This is a genomic window from Brevibacillus centrosporus, from assembly GCF_046622605.1.
GTDB lineage: Bacteria > Bacillota > Bacilli > Brevibacillales > Brevibacillaceae > Brevibacillus > Brevibacillus centrosporus.
Genome location: NZ_CP176856.1, coordinates 5,358,775 through 5,375,000, shown reverse-complemented (window position 1 = coordinate 5,375,000; position 16,226 = coordinate 5,358,775). Strand labels below are relative to the sequence as shown.

The 16,226-nt window shown below is 49.1% G+C and carries 18 protein-coding genes, 4 tRNA genes, 1 rRNA gene and 1 pseudogene (1 of these 24 running past the window's edge); 20 read left to right on the top strand and 4 right to left on the bottom strand.

Annotated features, from left to right (window positions below):
* From ACLIN2_RS27020 to ACLIN2_RS26935, 18 genes and pseudogenes are all read left to right on the top strand, one after another.
* Window positions 1-1,069: ribosomal RNA gene (locus ACLIN2_RS27020) — 23S ribosomal RNA — on the top strand (it extends 1,858 nt beyond the left edge of the window).
* A 63-nt stretch (window positions 1,070-1,132) separates the two neighbouring features.
* A tRNA-Asp gene (locus tag ACLIN2_RS27015) sits at window positions 1,133-1,209 on the top strand.
* A gap of 184 nt (window positions 1,210-1,393) precedes the next feature.
* A tRNA-Phe gene (locus ACLIN2_RS27010) sits at window positions 1,394-1,469 on the top strand.
* Between the two features lie 5 nt (window positions 1,470-1,474).
* Window positions 1,475-1,550: transfer RNA gene (locus ACLIN2_RS27005), tRNA-Lys, on the top strand.
* Window positions 1,551-1,589: 39 nt separating this feature from the next.
* A tRNA-Gly gene (locus tag ACLIN2_RS27000) sits at window positions 1,590-1,665 on the top strand.
* Window positions 1,666-1,813: 148 nt separating this feature from the next.
* Window positions 1,814-3,457, top strand: a complete 1,644-nt coding sequence (locus tag ACLIN2_RS26995; protein WP_411502656.1) for a tetratricopeptide repeat protein — start codon at window positions 1,814-1,816, stop codon at window positions 3,455-3,457.
* Between the two features lie 79 nt (window positions 3,458-3,536).
* Window positions 3,537-4,496 (top strand): thioredoxin-disulfide reductase, encoded by a 960-nt coding sequence (gene trxB, locus ACLIN2_RS26990; protein ID WP_092275365.1) that lies wholly within the window; start codon window positions 3,537-3,539, stop codon window positions 4,494-4,496.
* A 223-nt stretch (window positions 4,497-4,719) separates the two neighbouring features.
* Window positions 4,720-5,601, top strand: a complete 882-nt coding sequence (gene rapZ / locus ACLIN2_RS26985; protein ID WP_092275362.1) for an RNase adapter RapZ — start codon at window positions 4,720-4,722, stop codon at window positions 5,599-5,601.
* 87 nt (window positions 5,602-5,688) lie between these two features.
* The gene (locus tag ACLIN2_RS26980) at window positions 5,689-6,699 is read left to right on the top strand and encodes a gluconeogenesis factor YvcK family protein (RefSeq protein ID WP_092275359.1); all 1,011 of its coding nucleotides are present in this window, start codon (window positions 5,689-5,691) and stop codon (window positions 6,697-6,699) included.
* Window positions 6,700-6,705: 6 nt separating this feature from the next.
* Window positions 6,706-7,653: a DNA-binding protein WhiA gene (gene whiA / locus ACLIN2_RS26975; protein WP_092275356.1), complete on the top strand. Its 948-nt coding sequence runs from the start codon at window positions 6,706-6,708 to the stop codon at window positions 7,651-7,653.
* 49 nt (window positions 7,654-7,702) lie between these two features.
* Window positions 7,703-7,960, top strand: a complete 258-nt coding sequence (locus ACLIN2_RS26970; RefSeq protein ID WP_055745544.1) for an HPr family phosphocarrier protein — start codon at window positions 7,703-7,705, stop codon at window positions 7,958-7,960.
* Between the two features lie 134 nt (window positions 7,961-8,094).
* The gene (locus tag ACLIN2_RS26965) at window positions 8,095-8,280 is read left to right on the top strand and encodes a hypothetical protein (RefSeq protein WP_092275353.1); all 186 of its coding nucleotides are present in this window, start codon (window positions 8,095-8,097) and stop codon (window positions 8,278-8,280) included.
* Window positions 8,281-8,313: 33 nt separating this feature from the next.
* Window positions 8,314-8,502, top strand: coding sequence for an H-type small acid-soluble spore protein (locus ACLIN2_RS26960; RefSeq protein ID WP_301173399.1), 189 nt, complete (start codon window positions 8,314-8,316; stop codon window positions 8,500-8,502).
* Between the two features lie 144 nt (window positions 8,503-8,646).
* Complete coding sequence (locus ACLIN2_RS26955) at window positions 8,647-8,973, top strand: antibiotic biosynthesis monooxygenase (protein WP_411502655.1); 327 nt, start codon at window positions 8,647-8,649, stop codon at window positions 8,971-8,973.
* Entirely contained in the window at window positions 8,970-9,716 is a 747-nt protein-coding gene (locus tag ACLIN2_RS26950) for a metallophosphoesterase family protein (protein WP_411502654.1), read from the top strand. Before ACLIN2_RS26955 ends, ACLIN2_RS26950 begins: the two co-directional genes overlap by 4 nt.
* Window positions 9,717-9,875: 159 nt before the next feature.
* Entirely contained in the window at window positions 9,876-10,109 is a 234-nt protein-coding gene (locus ACLIN2_RS26945) for a helix-turn-helix domain-containing protein (protein WP_411504604.1), read from the top strand.
* Window positions 10,064-10,159: pseudogene (locus tag ACLIN2_RS26940) on the top strand (hypothetical protein); the annotation flags it as partial. The gene ACLIN2_RS26945 and the pseudogene ACLIN2_RS26940, both read left to right, overlap by 46 nt.
* A gap of 61 nt (window positions 10,160-10,220) precedes the next feature.
* Window positions 10,221-10,403 carry an IS3 family transposase gene (locus ACLIN2_RS26935; protein WP_411504603.1) on the top strand — a complete coding sequence of 61 codons (183 nt, stop codon included), beginning with the start codon at window positions 10,221-10,223 and terminating at the stop codon, window positions 10,401-10,403.
* A gap of 70 nt (window positions 10,404-10,473) precedes the next feature.
* On the opposite strand, the gene clpP is transcribed toward ACLIN2_RS26935, so the two are convergent.
* Window positions 10,474-11,070 (bottom strand): ATP-dependent Clp endopeptidase proteolytic subunit ClpP, encoded by a 597-nt coding sequence (gene clpP / locus ACLIN2_RS26930; RefSeq protein ID WP_174769314.1) that lies wholly within the window; start codon window positions 11,068-11,070, stop codon window positions 10,474-10,476.
* 137 nt (window positions 11,071-11,207) lie between these two features.
* Window positions 11,208-11,423: a hypothetical protein gene (locus tag ACLIN2_RS26925; protein WP_092275337.1), complete on the bottom strand. Its 216-nt coding sequence runs from the start codon at window positions 11,421-11,423 to the stop codon at window positions 11,208-11,210.
* 248 nt (window positions 11,424-11,671) lie between these two features.
* On the opposite strand from ACLIN2_RS26925, the gene ACLIN2_RS26920 reads away from it, so the two are divergent.
* Window positions 11,672-12,133: a copper amine oxidase N-terminal domain-containing protein gene (locus ACLIN2_RS26920; RefSeq protein WP_092275334.1), complete on the top strand. Its 462-nt coding sequence runs from the start codon at window positions 11,672-11,674 to the stop codon at window positions 12,131-12,133.
* A 375-nt stretch (window positions 12,134-12,508) separates the two neighbouring features.
* The gene (locus ACLIN2_RS26915) at window positions 12,509-13,738 is read left to right on the top strand and encodes a branched-chain amino acid ABC transporter substrate-binding protein (RefSeq protein ID WP_310238169.1); all 1,230 of its coding nucleotides are present in this window, start codon (window positions 12,509-12,511) and stop codon (window positions 13,736-13,738) included.
* Window positions 13,739-14,024: 286 nt separating this feature from the next.
* Here ACLIN2_RS26915 and ACLIN2_RS26910 read toward each other — a convergent pair whose 3' ends face one another.
* Both ACLIN2_RS26910 and ACLIN2_RS26905 read right to left on the bottom strand, forming a co-directional pair.
* Window positions 14,025-14,159, bottom strand: a complete 135-nt coding sequence (locus tag ACLIN2_RS26910) for a DUF4023 domain-containing protein (protein WP_092275328.1) — start codon at window positions 14,157-14,159, stop codon at window positions 14,025-14,027.
* 40 nt (window positions 14,160-14,199) lie between these two features.
* Window positions 14,200-16,077 (bottom strand): PAS domain S-box protein, encoded by a 1,878-nt coding sequence (locus tag ACLIN2_RS26905; protein ID WP_411502653.1) that lies wholly within the window; start codon window positions 16,075-16,077, stop codon window positions 14,200-14,202.
* Window positions 16,078-16,226: the final 149 nt, after the last annotated feature.

Below are 16,226 nucleotides of genomic sequence, written 5' to 3'. Positions count from 1 at the left end.
GCCTGCCCGGTGCTGGAAGGTTAAGGGGATGGGTTAGCGCAAGCGAAGCTTTGAACCGAAGCCCCAGTAAACGGCGGCCGTAACTATAACGGTCCTAAGGTAGCGAAATTCCTTGTCGGGTAAGTTCCGACCCGCACGAAAGGCGTAACGACTTGGGCGCTGTCTCGGCAAGAGACCCGGTGAAATCATAATACCTGTGAAGATGCAGGTTACCCGCGACAAGACGGAAAGACCCCATGGAGCTTTACTGTAGCCTGGTATTGGAACTTTGTGCATCATGTACAGGATAGGTGGGAAGCTGAGAAGCAGGGGCGCCAGCCTCTGTGGAGCTGTCGGTGGGATACCACCCTTGATGTACGGAGTTTCTAACTCGTCGCCCTTATCGGGCGAGAGGACCATGCCAGGTGGGCAGTTTGACTGGGGCGGTCGCCTCCCAAAAGGTAACGGAGGCGCCCAAAGGTTCCCTCAGAATGGTCGGAAATCATTCGTAGAGTGTAAAGGCAGAAGGGAGCTTGACTGCGAGACCTACAAGTCGAGCAGGGACGAAAGTCGGGCTTAGTGATCCGGTGGTTCCGCATGGAAGGGCCATCGCTCAACGGATAAAAGCTACCCTGGGGATAACAGGCTTATCTCCCCCAAGAGTCCACATCGACGGGGAGGTTTGGCACCTCGATGTCGGCTCATCGCATCCTGGGGCTGAAGTAGGTCCCAAGGGTTGGGCTGTTCGCCCATTAAAGCGGTACGCGAGCTGGGTTCAGAACGTCGTGAGACAGTTCGGTCCCTATCTGTCGCGGGCGTAGGAAGTTTGAGGAGAGCTGTCCTTAGTACGAGAGGACCGGGATGGACGCACCGCTGGTGCACCAGTTGTCACGCCAGTGGCACAGCTGGGTAGCTATGTGCGGACGGGATAAGCGCTGAAAGCATCTAAGCGTGAAGCCCCCTCCAAGATGAGACTTCCCACAGCGCAAGCTGGTAAGACCCCTCATAGACGATGAGGTTGATAGGTTCGGTGTGGAAGCGTGGTAACACGTGGAGCTGACGAATACTAATCGGTCGAGGACTTATCCACACATCTTAGCAAACATGCGTATTCAGTTTTGAAGGAATGACAGTAGTCAATATCCTTTTCCACGGAGCTGTGGTGAAGTTGGAGTTCACGCCGGTCTGTCACACCGGAGGTCGCGGGTTCGAGTCCCGTCAGCTCCGCCATTTCTAAAGTAGTTGCGGGCCTCTCACCCGTAAACGGGTTCACCCAAGAAGGTGAACAGAGACGAATACACGGGTACTGCAGATCTGGCTTGCCTTAGTCGTTTAATCGACGTAGTGGCGACAGTTGAAGCGAGTCCCGTCAGCTCCGCCATTTCTAAATGGCATAAAAACGGAATATAAGTATGGCTCGGTAGCTCAGTCGGTAGAGCAGAGGACTGAAAATCCTCGTGTCGGCGGTTCGATTCCGTCCCGAGCCACCATGTACGAGCCATTAGCTCAGTTGGTAGAGCATCTGACTTTTAATCAGAGGGTCGAAGGTTCGAGTCCTTCATGGCTCACCAGTTTTTACCTTAAATTGAATAAAGAAAATGTTACCACATGCGGACGTAGCTCAATTGGTAGAGCGTCGCCTTGCCAAGGCGAAGGTCGAGGGTTCGAGACCCTTCGTCCGCTCCATTCTTGTCTGTAAACACCACTGGCTCCATAGCAAGTGGTGTTTTCCTGCTTTTAGGCACAAAAACACTTACAAGACGAGTCAGCTTGTAGGGCGCGAGCGCATCTGGTACGATACTTGGAGTGCTTCTCCTACGATGTTGGAGGTTCTATGAAACATAACAAGAGTATTTTGAAGAAAACAACCGTCGTTGACTTTAAGCAAGATGCCGCTTTTTTTGTGGATCGTGGCACGCGCTTTTTAAATCGGTATGACTATGAAAAAGCATTGCGTTCCTTTCGCCGAGCGATTGAGCTTGAGCCTGCCAACGCTGAGTGCCATTGCCATCTGGCCAGCGCACTCGCTGAGACAGGACAGTTTGAAGCCTCAAATGATGTTCTCTATGAGGTGATAGAAAAATGGGATACGTCCATGTCGGAAGTATACTTCTACATGGCTAACAACTACGCCAATCTGGAAGATTATCAGATGGCGGAAGAAATGGCGGTTCGCTACCTCCAGGAGGATGGCAACGGACCATACCGTGAGGATGCAGAGGAGCTTTTAGACTACATCTATTTTGAGCTAGATATGCCGCCGCGTCATTTTCAACCGAGCGAGAACGAAGACGTCTACAGCAAGCACGAGCGTGCACGTCGCAGTCTGGAAGAAGGCCGCTTTTTGGAAGCACTGGACACCTTAAAAGAAATCGTGGATAATGACCCGTCCTTTCTCCCAGCCTGGAACAATTTGTCGCTCGCTTATTATTACGTAGGGGATTTTCAGCAGTCCATGAAGACGATCGAAAAGACATTGGAAATGGAGCAAGGCAACCTCCATGCCCTGTGCAATTTGGCGGTGCTGCTTTCCCATCACAATCATACGACCGAATTGATTGCGCTGATGGACATGCTGAAAAAGGTTGTGCCCTTCCATCCGGAAAACACGTATAAGCTGGCAACTACCATGGGGGTTCTCGGACAGCACGAAGAGGCGTACTTCCACTACCAGCGTATCCTGAAGGCAGGCCGTCCACATGAAGCGTGTACGTATCATTACGCTGCGATCTCTGCCTATTTGAGCGGACGAAAAGACCAAGCGCTGCGCTGGTGGCAAAAAGCAAAGCAAATGGATCCGGAAGCCGGTGTCGCCGATCAATACATTCAGATGGTAAAAAGCGAGCAAGAAGGGGAAACTATAAAACCGATCCCGTATCAATACAACCCGACACAGCGGGAAGTCTCGTGGGAGCAAGCCACGTTTAACGGCGTTGAAGATTTCAAGACCGATCCCATGATTCGCGCTTCGCTGCTGTGGGCGCTGCAGCATGGCAGAGATGAAGTGAAGTTTGCCGTACTGCAGACATTGTCAATGATTGGTGATGACGAAGCGGAAACAGCGGTTCGCCAGTTTTACCACTCGACCGACAACGAGCAGCTTCAGAAGCTGGCTCTGCTGGCTTTGGCGGATATGGGAGCTGCAATGCCACAGGATGCTCCAAACCCAGTAGAAAAGGCAGATGCAAGCCTACAGGATGTGGAGAGTGTAGAAGAGGGAATTCGCCTCTACTTGTTCGAGGAAGGTCAGGAAGCTGCCGGGAATTGGTGCCTCCAGTTCTGGGCGGAGCATCAGAAGTACGCTGTCAATCATGTACAAGTGCGGAAATCAATCGCATGGGTCGCTGCATTAGAATATGTATACGGAGCGGTGAGTCATCAGAAGAAATCGCAAGCCTATCTTGCTGAAAAGTACGGGGTTTCTATTTCTACGGTAGCGAAGTGCGTCAAAGTGTTGTCGAAGCTTGATTTTAAATAGATTCTTACATTATAATAAGTATAAATAAGAAACAAGAAATGAGCAAAGACAAACCTGCTTGACGAAGGAGGCATCCTATATGAGTGACCAAAAAATTTATGATGTAATTATCGCCGGTGCTGGCCCTGCCGGTATGACGGCTGCTGTATACACTTCTCGCGCGAATATGAGCACCCTGATGCTGGAGCGCGGTATCCCTGGTGGCCAAATGGCGAACACAGAAGAGATCGAGAACTACCCAGGCTTCTCCTCTATTCTCGGTCCGGATCTTTCGACCAAAATGTTCGAGCACGCCCAACAGTTCGGTGCGGAATACGCATACGGAGAAATCAAGGAAATCCGTGACGAAGCACCGTACAAACGGGTTGTTACAGGAGATAAAGAATACTTGGCTAAATCCGTAATCATCGCGACAGGCGCTGAGCATCGTCTGTTGGGTGCTCCGGGTGAAAAAGAGCTGTCTGGCCGCGGCGTATCGTATTGCGCAGTGTGTGACGGTGCTTTCTTCCGCAACAAAGAGCTGGTTGTTGTAGGGGGCGGTGACTCTGCAGTTGAAGAAGCGGTGTTCCTGACTCGCTTTGCTACCAAAGTGACCATTATCCACCGACGTGACCAATTCCGTGCGCAAAAGATCCTGCAAAAACGCGCGTTCGAAAATGAAAAAATCGAAGTCATCTGGGATACACAGGTGAAAGAAATTCGTGGAGAAGGCAAAGTGCAATCCGTTTTGCTGGAAAACTTGAAAACAGGTGAGCAAAGTGAATTCGCTACGGATGGCGTATTCATTTATGTAGGGATGGATCCACTGACGGAAAGCGTACGTCCGCTGGGAATTACAAACGATGCTGGCTACGTCTTGACCGATGAAAAAATGAACACCAAAGTAAAAGGCGTATTTGCAGCAGGGGACGTTCGTGAAAAATTGCTGCGCCAAGTTGTGACAGCTACAGGCGACGGTTCCATTGCCGCTCAATCGGCTCAACACTACGTGGAAGAACTGAATGAAGCATTAAAGGAACAAAATGTCACAATCTCTTAACCTGGTTGTAACATAGGTGAAATAATTGGGAGTTATGATTAGGTCAATGAATTGACCCCCTTATCTATATAAACAATTGTTGCGTGGCTGGTACTCAGTCGCGCATCTTTTTTGTCTATAAGGGCTTGTTCCCTTGTTGGGAAAAGCGGGGAAACTCCCAAAAAGGTGCGAATGGGCCGGTCAATATGGTATGCTATTGTCAGAATCGTAGGAGGCGAGTTGCGTGACAGAATTGGGAAACGATAAGGCCATTAATCTGCTGATCATTACGGGAATGTCAGGTGCAGGAAAAACGGTTGCGGTACAAAGCTTGGAGGACCTGGGCTACTTTTGCGTAGACAACCTACCGCCAGTACTGATTCCTAAATTCGCTGAACTGGTCAAACAGTCCGGTGGAAGTATTGAGCGGGTTGCGTTGGTAATCGATTTGCGTGGGCGGGAGTTCTTTGAGAGCTTGTCAGTCACGATCGAAAGCCTGAACCAGATGAGCGGACTTTCGTACCATATTCTCTACCTCGATGCGAGTGATACCACGCTGGTGTCCAGATACAAGGAAACACGTCGTCGCCACCCGTTGTCGCCAAACGGTTCGCCATTGGAAGGAATTCATGCTGAACGACGCCTGCTGCAGGAAATGAAGGGCTGGGCGCATCAGATTATTGATACAAGTCAAATGAAACCTGCCCAGCTGCGGGAAAAAATCATTAACCAATACGGTCAGCAAGGTTCACCGCTTACGATCAACGTACTCTCGTTCGGGTTTAAATACGGCACACCGATCGATGCCGACTTGATGTTTGATGTGCGGTTTTTACCGAACCCGCACTATGTAGAAGACCTTCGTCCTAAAACCGGTTGTGATCCGGAAGTGGCGGAATACGTGATGAAGCACAAAGAAACACAAGAGTTTATCGAGAAGCTGGTCGACTTTTTGTCCTACACACTGCCGCATTATCAGCGCGAAGGAAAAAGTCAGCTGGTGATTGGGATTGGCTGTACGGGAGGGAAGCACCGTTCCGTAGCGATTGCGGAGCATCTGGGTGAGACCTTTGGCAAAGATTTTACCGTACGGGTTAGTCATCGAGACATGGAAAAGAACAAGTGAGCATAGGATGGCAGGAAGATAAAGGGGATCGTTCCCGTTAAAAGCCAGGCCATGTGTTTGTGTGCAATAGGGATAATGAGGTGACATATGCCTACTAAGGGAATGGGGAGGCTGCAGGCAAGGCAGTTGCGTCTTGTCGTAATCGGCGGAGGTACGGGTCTGTCCGTTTTGTTACGAGGGCTGAAGCACGAGCCTGTGCATATAACTGCAATTGTGACAGTAGCCGATGATGGGGGAAGCTCTGGTCGATTGCGCGAGGAAATGGATATGCTCCCGCCAGGAGATATTCGAAACGTTTTGACGGCTCTAGCTGATACGGAACCATTGATGGAAAAAGTGATGCAGTATCGTTTTTCCGCAGGCACGGGTTTAGCAGGGCATAATTTGGGAAATCTATTACTTGCAGCGATGAACGAGATTACGGGAGACTTCGTTACAGCTGTGAAAACATTGAGCGGAGTTCTGGCGGTTCGAGGGGATGTTTTACCCGCGTCGACACAGTCGATTCGTCTCGTCGCGGAAATGACAGACGGGTCGTACGTGGTAGGAGAGTCGCAGATTCCACTGACTGGAAAGGAAATCAAACGAGTCTTTCTCGACCCGGAGGATGCAGTTCCCCTGGCAGATGCTCTGTCAGCGATCGCTGAAGCAGATGCGATCCTGATTGGGCCGGGAAGCTTGTACACGAGTATCCTGCCCAATTTGCTGGTTCGAGGATTGTTTGACGCTATCAAAAGCTCGACGGCTCCGAAGATTTACATCTGCAACGTGATGACACAGCCTGGGGAGACGGATGGGTTTACCGCTTCCAAGCACGTCAACGTCATGTATGAGCACGTCGATGGACCATTTTTAGATACGATTATTGTTAATTCAGCAGAGCTGCCAGCCTATGTATTGGAAAAGTATGCGGAAAAGGGAGCAGCTCCTGTCCCATGTGATCTGAAAAAGCTGCGACAGCTAGGGCTACAGGTCGTCGCCAAGCCGCTGGTCACATTTGAGGACGGCTATCTGCGACACGATGCACTGGCAGTAAGTAAACAAGTGGTTGCACTCGTCAAGCGCAGGCGAAAGGTGCTGAAGATAGAGAAGGAGTGAGGGTCAATGTCATTCGCCGCGCAGACCAAAAAAGAATTAACGATGCAGGAGGGTGCTGACTGTTGCAGCAAAGCGGAGCTGTCTGCCTTGATTCGCATGAACGGCAGCCTTCAGTTCGGCGCAGGACGGTTCGTACTCGATGTCACAACGGAAAACGCGGCGATTGCGAGACGGATTTACACCTTGATCAAAAGGCTGTTCCAGATTCACGCCGAGCTATTAGTCCGGAAAAAAATGCGCTTGAAGAAGAACAATGTGTACATCGTAAGGATACCCAATAAGGCTAACGAAATTTTGCAGGATTTGGGCATCATGGATTCGAGCCTCTCGTTTCTCTCGGGTGTAGCGCCAGATATTGTGAAGAAATCATGCTGCCGCGCAGCGTATTTGCGCGGCGCTTTTCTGGCAGGGGGTTCCGTCAATCACCCGGAGGCGTCCAGCTATCATTTGGAGATTTTTACGGCTTATCAGGATTTTTGTGAGGCATTGACCAAGATCGCCAATCGGTATAAACTAAATGCCAAGTGCATCGAGCGGAAAAAAGGGTATGTTCTCTACATTAAAGAAGGCGAAAAGATTACGGAGTTCTTGAGTTTGATTGGAGCTCACCAGGCACTTCTCTATTTCGAGGACGTACGAATCGTCAAGGATATGCGCAACTCGGTGAATCGCTTGCATAACTGCGAGATAGCCAATATTAACAAGACGGTCAATGCAGCGACGCAGCAACTGGAGAATATTCAGCTCATCGATCAGGAAATGGGCTTGGAGAATTTGCCAAAACGCCTGCGAGAGGTAGCGGAGCTGAGGATGGCTCATCCCGATATTAATTTAAAGGAATTGGGTGAGATGCTGCCTAGCGGAGTTGTCAGCAAATCGGGAGTCAATCACCGCCTGCGAAAAATTAACGAAATCGCTGACAAATTACGAGAAAAACAAAATATTTCGATGTAGATGCATGATATACTAAAGGATAATAGTCTCTAGAGAAGGAGGTCCATTCATGGTTCAACAGCAGGTAGTGGTCCAATTGAAAACCGGTTTGCAGGCACGCCCGGCAGCCTTTTTCGTGCAGGAGGCCAACCGTTTTGCTTCGGAAGTGTTCGTAGAAAAGGAAAATAAGAAAGTGAACGCGAAAAGCATCATGGGTATCATGAGCCTCGCGATCAGTTCGGGTACGGAAATCACCATTTTGGCAGAAGGGCCGGATGCCTCCCAGGCAGTAACGAGTCTTGCCAAGCTAGTAAGCAAAGAAGAATAGTAGAAGAGCAGAGGACACTTTCCACTTGGGAGGTGTCTTTTTTTGGATGGAGCGGATTTAGCGGTTTTTGCGTCATTTTTTGCCTCGTTGGGACATGCTAATCCATGTGAAAAACTCAACAAGGGGGAACGAAAATGACCAATCGCGATACATGCCAAGACAGCTGCAACGAAGGCCGCGACTCCTATGACATGGATATTGACCGCATGATTAACGAAGGCTTGGGTGGAGGGCTAGTCACCGATCAGAATGGATTGATCGAGGAGACGAGTGTCGACACAATGACCGGTGCTACTGCAGCCAAGCAAGCGCTAGAATAACTACGGGGAAGTCATGATCAGGAGGGAAGCAGAATGGATTTGACACGTGCGCAGGAGATTGTCCACTCCAACGAAAAAATCGTGGTGCACTACAAGGGAGATTCCGTATGGATTGACGAGCTGGACGAGTCAACGCAAACGGCTCGCATCCATACCGAACGAAATCCTGCCAGCAGCTTGAGAGTACAAGTAGGTCAGCTGGAGGAAAAACGAGATCTGTGACCATTAGACAAACCGGGCGTTCAGTGGAGAAAAAATCCGATGCGCTCGGTTTTTTTCGCTTCTATCAGCCTGCCAGTGATTTGACAATGAAAATTCTTGTCAAATATACTTTTAAGTAAGGAGATACATAGGGAGGGGATTTGCATGTTTGTACAGGTTCGCAAAACGGTTGAAACAGAAGGGAATGCCGACAAAGTAGTCGCTCGATTCAGTGGTGAGGGACTAGTCGAGAAACAGGAAGGCTTCATTGATTCAACCGTTCCCGTAAAAAAGGTCAGTCGTGGAGACGAAGAGGTCATGGTGATCGCCCGCTGGGAGTCAGAGGCTCACTGGAAGCAATGGAAGAAGAGTGACGCTCATATCGCTGGACACAAAGCGAATCTCGGAAAGCCGAAGCCTGAATATATCGTAAGTTCGGAAGCTGCCCTCTATGAGGTGAAGTCTGTGAAAAAGGCGGCAAGCGAATCATGACCGCAAAAGGGATTGCGATCCTCTCAGACGTGCACAGCAACGTATTTGCTCTGGATGCAGTGCTGGCAGATCTGGATAAGAGAGAGATTGACATGATCGTAAACCTGGGAGATGTGCTATTTGGTCCGATATGTCCTCTGGAGACGGCGGAGAGACTCATGGCCAAGCAGAATGTCATTTCTATCATGGGAAATTGCGATCGGATTTTGTTGGAGGAGCAAAGCGAGTCTTTGACGTTTCAGCAGGTGAAGCCATTGCTTACCGATGCGCACCTGGAATGGATCCGTACGTTTCGGAAGACTTGGGTCTACGAAGACATCTTCTTTTGCCACGGAACGCCTTTTTCAGATGATACGTATCTGCTGGAGGAGGTCACGGAAAACGGAGCAGCCAACAGAGAGCTTCAAGCGGTTGCGGAGCAGCTCAAGCACCTCGAGCAACGCGTCATTGTCTGTGGGCATACGCATCTGCCAAAGAGCGTGCAGCTGCCAGATGGCAAGCTTGTCATGAATCCGGGCAGTGTCGGTTTTCCCGCCTATTACGAGGAAGAGCCGCATCCACACGCGATGGAGTCCTTGTCGCCACATGCGAAATACGCGATATTGTGGCGAACCACGCATGGCTGGAGGGCGGAGCAAATCATGGTTCCCTATGATTGGGAGCAGGCAAGCCGAATTGCAGAAGAAAAGGGCAGACCGGATTACAGCTACGCCATACGTACGGGATACGCCTACATACCGTAACCCATAAGAAAAACACCCAGCCACTTAAAGTGCACCCCTTAGAATGGACATTGAGAAAAGACCTCTCGATGAAACTACTCATTCTAGGGGGTGCTTTTCGTAATGGGGACAAAGGAAAAGAAGTAGGAAACGTACAGTGCGGAGTTAAAGCAAAGGGCTATTGAGATGAGATTGAAGGGAATGACGAAGGCAGCAGTGGCGAAGGAATTAGGGATCAAAGATATTGGACGACTCAAGGTATGGATGCGTAAATACAAACAGCAAGGCGAGTTTGGTTTGGTAGACACACGTGTAACGCAGTACCGGGTCCGTGATACATGGTTATATCTATCAGCGATCAAGGACTTGTGCTTCAAACCTTCTCCAAGGCATTTGAAAAGGAAAAGGACGTGACTGGACTGATCGTTCACAGCGATCAGGGTTTCCAGTACACGTCCTACGATTACCACGACATGCTGCCAAAGGTTGGCGCCCAAATCAGCATGTCTCGCCGAGGCAATTGTTATGACAATGCCTCAATGGAGAGCTTCTTCTCGCATCACAAGACAGAAGCGCTCTATCCATATGATATTCGACCTGTTGAGGAAGCACATAGGCGAATACATCCATTTTTACAACAACAGCCGACCACAAAGAAAGTTAAACAAGCTGACCCCGGTACAGTACCGGAGCCAGCTTGTTGGGTAGGGCTTTTCTTAGCTGTCTATGATTTGGGGTCTTGACAAACTCGGGGCGGGTGTTTTTTCATTCCGAAAGCTTATTTTTTCGAAGAAGGCTCGGAAGTGATCACTTTATCGATCAGTCCGTATTCAACCGCATCAGCAGCACTGAGGAAGTTGTCGCGATCTGTATCCTTCTGAATGCGCTCCAGAGGCTGGCCGGTACGCTCAGCAAGGATTTGATTCAAGTGGTCACGCATTTTCAAAATACGTTTTGCAGCGATTTCGATGTCGCTCGCTTGACCTTGCGCGCCACCCAAAGGTTGGTGGATCATCACTTCGCTGTTCGGAAGCGCAAAACGTTTGCCTTTTTCACCGGCTGCCAGCAAGAAGGCACCCATCGAAGCTGCCATACCGATACAAATCGTGGAGACAGCAGGCTTGATGAAGTTCATCGTATCGTAAATGGCCATACCGGCTGTAATGGAACCGCCAGGGCTATTGATGTACAGAGAAATATCTTTGTCTGGATCTTCTGCCTGAAGGAACAACAACTGGGCCACCACAATGTTCGCTACCGTATCGTTAATGGGGGTTCCCAGAAAGATGATGCGGTCCTTGAGCAGGCGGGAATAAATATCATAAGCACGTTCACCGCGGTTGGTCTGTTCAATGACAGTAGGGATCAAATTCATGTGCATCTAGTCTTCCTCCTCTCTTTGTAAGAATATCATACACAAAAGGTCAATGAAGGTCAAACACTTAACTGCAAGCCCTCACTACCATGTTTGCCAACTTGCCTACCCTTAAACCTATTGAGCAAAGAAAACATTTATTCTTCGTCTTCTACCTCGCTTAATTCCACTGCAAGACGCAGCTTCGCCGTCATCTTTTTCCCGTGAATGATCGTGTATTCGTCAATTTGTTTGGCCTGCAGCTGGTTGATGGCCTCCGCCAGGGACTGCTCGTCCTGATAGGGCTGGATGGTCAGCAGGCATTCTTCGTCGCTTGCTTCCTGGAAGATCAAGAAATAACGTTCTTCTGCCATAAGTACCTCACGTTTATAAGTTACCCACAGTTTTATCCACAGCTTGTGCACAAAAACATTTGTTCGCGGGATATTTTTTTAAATCAAGAAAAATTTGACTGGGTAAATGTTTGTTATTGTCTATAGTGTGGGCATGAATGAGGATTCTTCTGCATAGGAAAAGAGTGGTAGAAAAAAGGATTCCGTAAAACAAGCGTCGAAGTTACAAATTTGGAATTTATTTCATTAACAATTGAGGGGTGTTTACCATGCTTCGCAAGCTTTCGGCATTTTTCCTGACAGCAGCGCTCTTGACTGGCAGTGTAGCAGCAACGGCTGCCTTTGCCCAGTCGGCTCCGGTCCAACAGCAAAAAATCAAGGTCAACCTGAACGGAAAGGAGCTTGCTTTCCCGCAGGACATCGTTACGGAAAATGGTGTAGCTTACGTGAACTCCAGCACGCTGGCAATTGCTTTGGGTGGTTCGGCAGCTTGGGATACGATGAGCAAATCGCTTCTGGTTGCAAAGGACAACAAGTACGCGCTGCGCATGTACCAAAATAGCACGTTTGCTTATAAAAACGGTAAGGAAACCAGAGTCCCGTATGCACCGCGTGTAACGACGGGTGCGGTTCTGGTTCCGCTCGTATTCATTGCACAGGAGCTGGGAGCAAAAGTCAGCTACGATGCGAAAAAGCTTACCTACAACCTGACGATCGAAATCAAATCATAGTCAGCGAAAGCTTCTGGAGGAATCCTCCGTTGTAGTCGTCTCCGAGCTTCCCTATAATAGAGACAAAGCACGTGCAACGGAGAGGAGCACCAGACATGCAAGGAAGCACGATTGCCAGCGTAGTCATGATCATTGTTTTTGTGGCAGTGGCCATTTACGTGATGTGCAAAGCGTATTCCCATAAATACAAAGAATAGAAAGTATTTTCCAAATGAAGCCGTTTCCTTATCAGGAAGCGGCTGTTTCTATTTAAATATATTATCATCGTTCATATGGAATAGAAAAATTGTTATTTTAGTTGCAAATTTTCTAATTTATTTTACAATGTAGTAGTAGTTCATAGTTTGTTCGTAAATAAAGAGGGGGATGTTTGCTATGAAAAAACAGAAGACACTGTCAATTCTCGCAGCTACGTTTGCGTTGGGTTCACTCTTGGCTGGCTGTGGTGGAGGTCAAAGTGCTGCTCCACAACAAAGCGGCACATCGGAGCAAAGCAACAGCGGCGGTGCAAGTGCAGGCGGCGCATTGGAAAAGCTGGTAATCGGCGTCGTAGGGCCAATGTCGGGCCAATATTCTGACTATGGCAGCACGGCAAAAGCTGGTGCAGAGTACGCACTGAAAGAGAAAGCGGAAGCCTTCAAGAAACTGGGCTTCGACGTGCAGCTTTCCGCTCAAGACGACCAGGCTGACCCGAAACAAGGGGTAGCGGTAGCACAAATGCTGATTTCCAACCCAGACGTAGTAGGGGTAGTTGGACATGCGACTACCGGTGCTTCCATTACGGCCGCTGCTCAATACGATCAAGAAAAGCTGGTAATGGTTTCTCCTTCGGCAACAGGCTCCGACCTGACCGAGCAAGGCAAAAAGATCGTACACCGCATTTGCGCGCGTGACGACCAACAAGGATCCAAAGCAGCGATCTACGCAAAAAATCAGCTGAATATTAAAACAGCTTATCTAATGCATGACAAGCAAGCATACGGCCAAGGTCTGGCAGAAGAAGTGAAAAAGCAATTTGAGAAAGACGGCGTTCAAATCCTGGGCTTCGAAGGCGTAACAGCTGGTGAAAAAGACTACAGCGCAGTGATCAACCAAATCGTTGCGGCAAACCCAGAGATGGTATACTTCGGAGGCTACTACTCCGATGCAGGAATCATCGTGAAGCAAGCGCGTGAAAAAGGCTTTAAAGGGATCTTCATGGGTGGAGACGGCTACGACTCTGCAGACCTGGTGAAAATCGCAGGTGCTGACAACGCGAACAACGTTGTCTTTACTTCCACGGTTGGCGATGTAGGCGCTACAGAAGACGGCAAGAAGTGGATCTCCGACTTCGAAAGCTCGACTGGCAACAAAGTAGGGATCTTTACTTCCTTTGGCTATGACTCCATGGGTGTTATGCTGAATGGTCTGGAAGAAGCGATCAAAGCAAACGGCGGCAAAAAACCTTCCCGTGAGCAAGTGCTGGAAGCTGTTCACAAAACAAAAGACTACAAAGGTAAATTCGTAAACGTAACCTTCGACGATAAAGGCGACAACACATTTGCATCCGTATACGTGTACAAATACGAGAACGGCCAAAAAGTATTTATCGGCGAAGCAAAATAACGACTTAGGTGCGAAAGACGTTTTGGGACATACTACGTTTGGCATGACAACCTTAAGCCCCAGCAAAGGAAGGGAATCGAATGTCAAACAATCGCAACACCCAAAACGGCGGCAACCAAGGTCACAGCGGTAAGAATCAAAAGAGCCAGAACCAAAAGTCTGAGCGAGACCGCAACCTGAACAAGCAGGATCCGCAGTAAAGCAGCAAAGGAAATGCCCACCCGTTGAGCTGAGTGCTCGAGGGTGGGCATTTTCTGTAAGTGGGGCCAATGCAGTGGCCAAACGCTTAAAGGCCCTGTTTGTTCGGCAGGCGTTTTTCAGGGTGATTGTACCCTTGATGCTGCTTGTTCTTGAGGTCTTTGGCTTGCGCTTCGTGGATTTTGGCCACGAACTCACTCGTACTCATTTTCGTAAAATCCATGGATTGCACACCTCCCATTGCCCTAAGGAATCGTACCCTGTTAGGATGACCCAATGTCATCGTCGACAATCGGCAGGGTGATTTTTACGACGGTTCCCTGATTTTTTTTGCTGGTGATTTGGAAGGTGCCATTGTGATCCTTGATGATTTTGTTACTGATCATCAGGCCAAGACCCGTTCCCTTATCTTTGGTCGTGAAAAACGGCTCGCCCAGCTTGGACAATAATTCCTCGGGTACCCCACAACCGTTGTCAGCCAGTCTGACCAAGACGTGGCGATTTGGCAGCAATCGGGTGGAGATACGGATTTCCCCCTGCCCATGATTCGCAATGGCCTCGATCGAGTTCTTTATAATGTTGATAAATACTTGCTTCAGCTGATTTTCTTCACCAGCGATAGGAGGGCATTTGCCAAAGGAGGTCTGGAACCGAATATTTTTCAGGTTGGCCTCCGAGGCGAGCAGTGCCAGCAGGTTTTGCATCAGGACGACGAGGGAAATCGGCTTGATCTGCAGATTCTGCGGTTTGGACAAGATCAGCAGCTCACTGACAATGAGATTGATTCGCTCGAGCTCGGATAGCATGATGTCGGCGTACAGCTTGTTGTCCTGCAGAGTCGGGTACAGCAGCTGAATGAAGCCCTTTAGAGAAGTCAAAGGATTGCGGATCTCATGGGCGATTCCTGCCGCCAGCTCTCCGATGATGGATAGCTTTTCTGCTTTGCGCAAAAGCTCTTCATTGTTCCGGCGCTCGGTAATATCGCGGGATACCAAGATGAAGCCGTCGCATTCATTTTCCTTGGTCATGATCGGAACACCTTTGGATTCTAAGACGATCCACTTGCCGTTCTCGCATTGATAGCGGAATTCGTACGTTCCTGCTTTTTGATAGTGGATCAACTGGTTGAAATGCTTGATGAAAAGATTGCGGTCATCGGGATGTACGTGCTCCAGCGTCACTTGTGACATGAGCTTGTGGCGCCCCAGCACACGTTCATGAGAGGGCGACAGGTACAGGATTTCTCCCTGTTTATCGGTAATCATGATAAAATCGTCGGTGTGCTCGAGGATGATCCTGTTTTTCTCTTCGCTTCGGAGCAGGGCGGCCTCGGAATACTTTCGTTCCGTTACGTTGCGTGCGACGAACATGATGTTTTCCACCTGTCCTTGATCATCGAGGATGGGGAAGCCACGTGTGTCAAACACAATGGGTGAACCGTCTCTGCTTAGGGAGCGAACTTCAAACTGGACTTGCTGCTTGGTTGCCATGATTTGCTGGTGGCAAGCTCGCATAAGAGGCATGTCGTCAGGGTGAACGAGCAGCAATCGACTTGAGGACTGGAACTCCATGTGCGAATATCCGAGGTGCTGCTCGACAGATGGTGAGATATAAATGCGTTCCATGGCGGGATTAAAAATCGTAATAATGTCTTGGGTATGATCGATCAACAGGCGATATTTGGTCTCGCTCTGCTTCAAGGCTTCTTCGACTTTTTTGCGGTCCGAAATATCGCGAGCGGTGCAAGCAGAACCGATAATGGTCCCATGCTCGTCGAAAATGGGTACAATCGTCAGGTTCACATCCATCAGGGATCCGTCTTTGCGCTGGCGAACGGTTTCGAAATTGGTGATTTGTACCCCCATTGTGCGTACAGCGTCAAAGAGCTGATGGGCTTCCACCTTCAGATCCTCCGGGATAAAACAATAGGGTGTTTCCTTTAGCTCGTCCATTGTCCATCCGTAATTGTGTTCAAAAGCTTGATTGATTAAGATGAGCGTGTTGTCCATATCACTGAATGAAATCGCATCCGTCGTGTAGTGAAAAAAGGCACGAAGGAGCTGATCGGAAAGCCGTTGCGTGGATAATTGCTTTTTGGATCTCTTCCTTTTCCATGAAAAGGAGGAAGTGAGCTTGTCCATTGTTGGTTCCCTGCCTTGTCAGTGGGATGGTGTAATGCACTGTGATGGATGATGTCGTAACTATTCGCTTTGAAGATGCCTTTTTCCTATCGCTGAGGACGGAATTATCGAGAGTGATTTGAAATTCACGAGATTGGCTTAAATGAGTG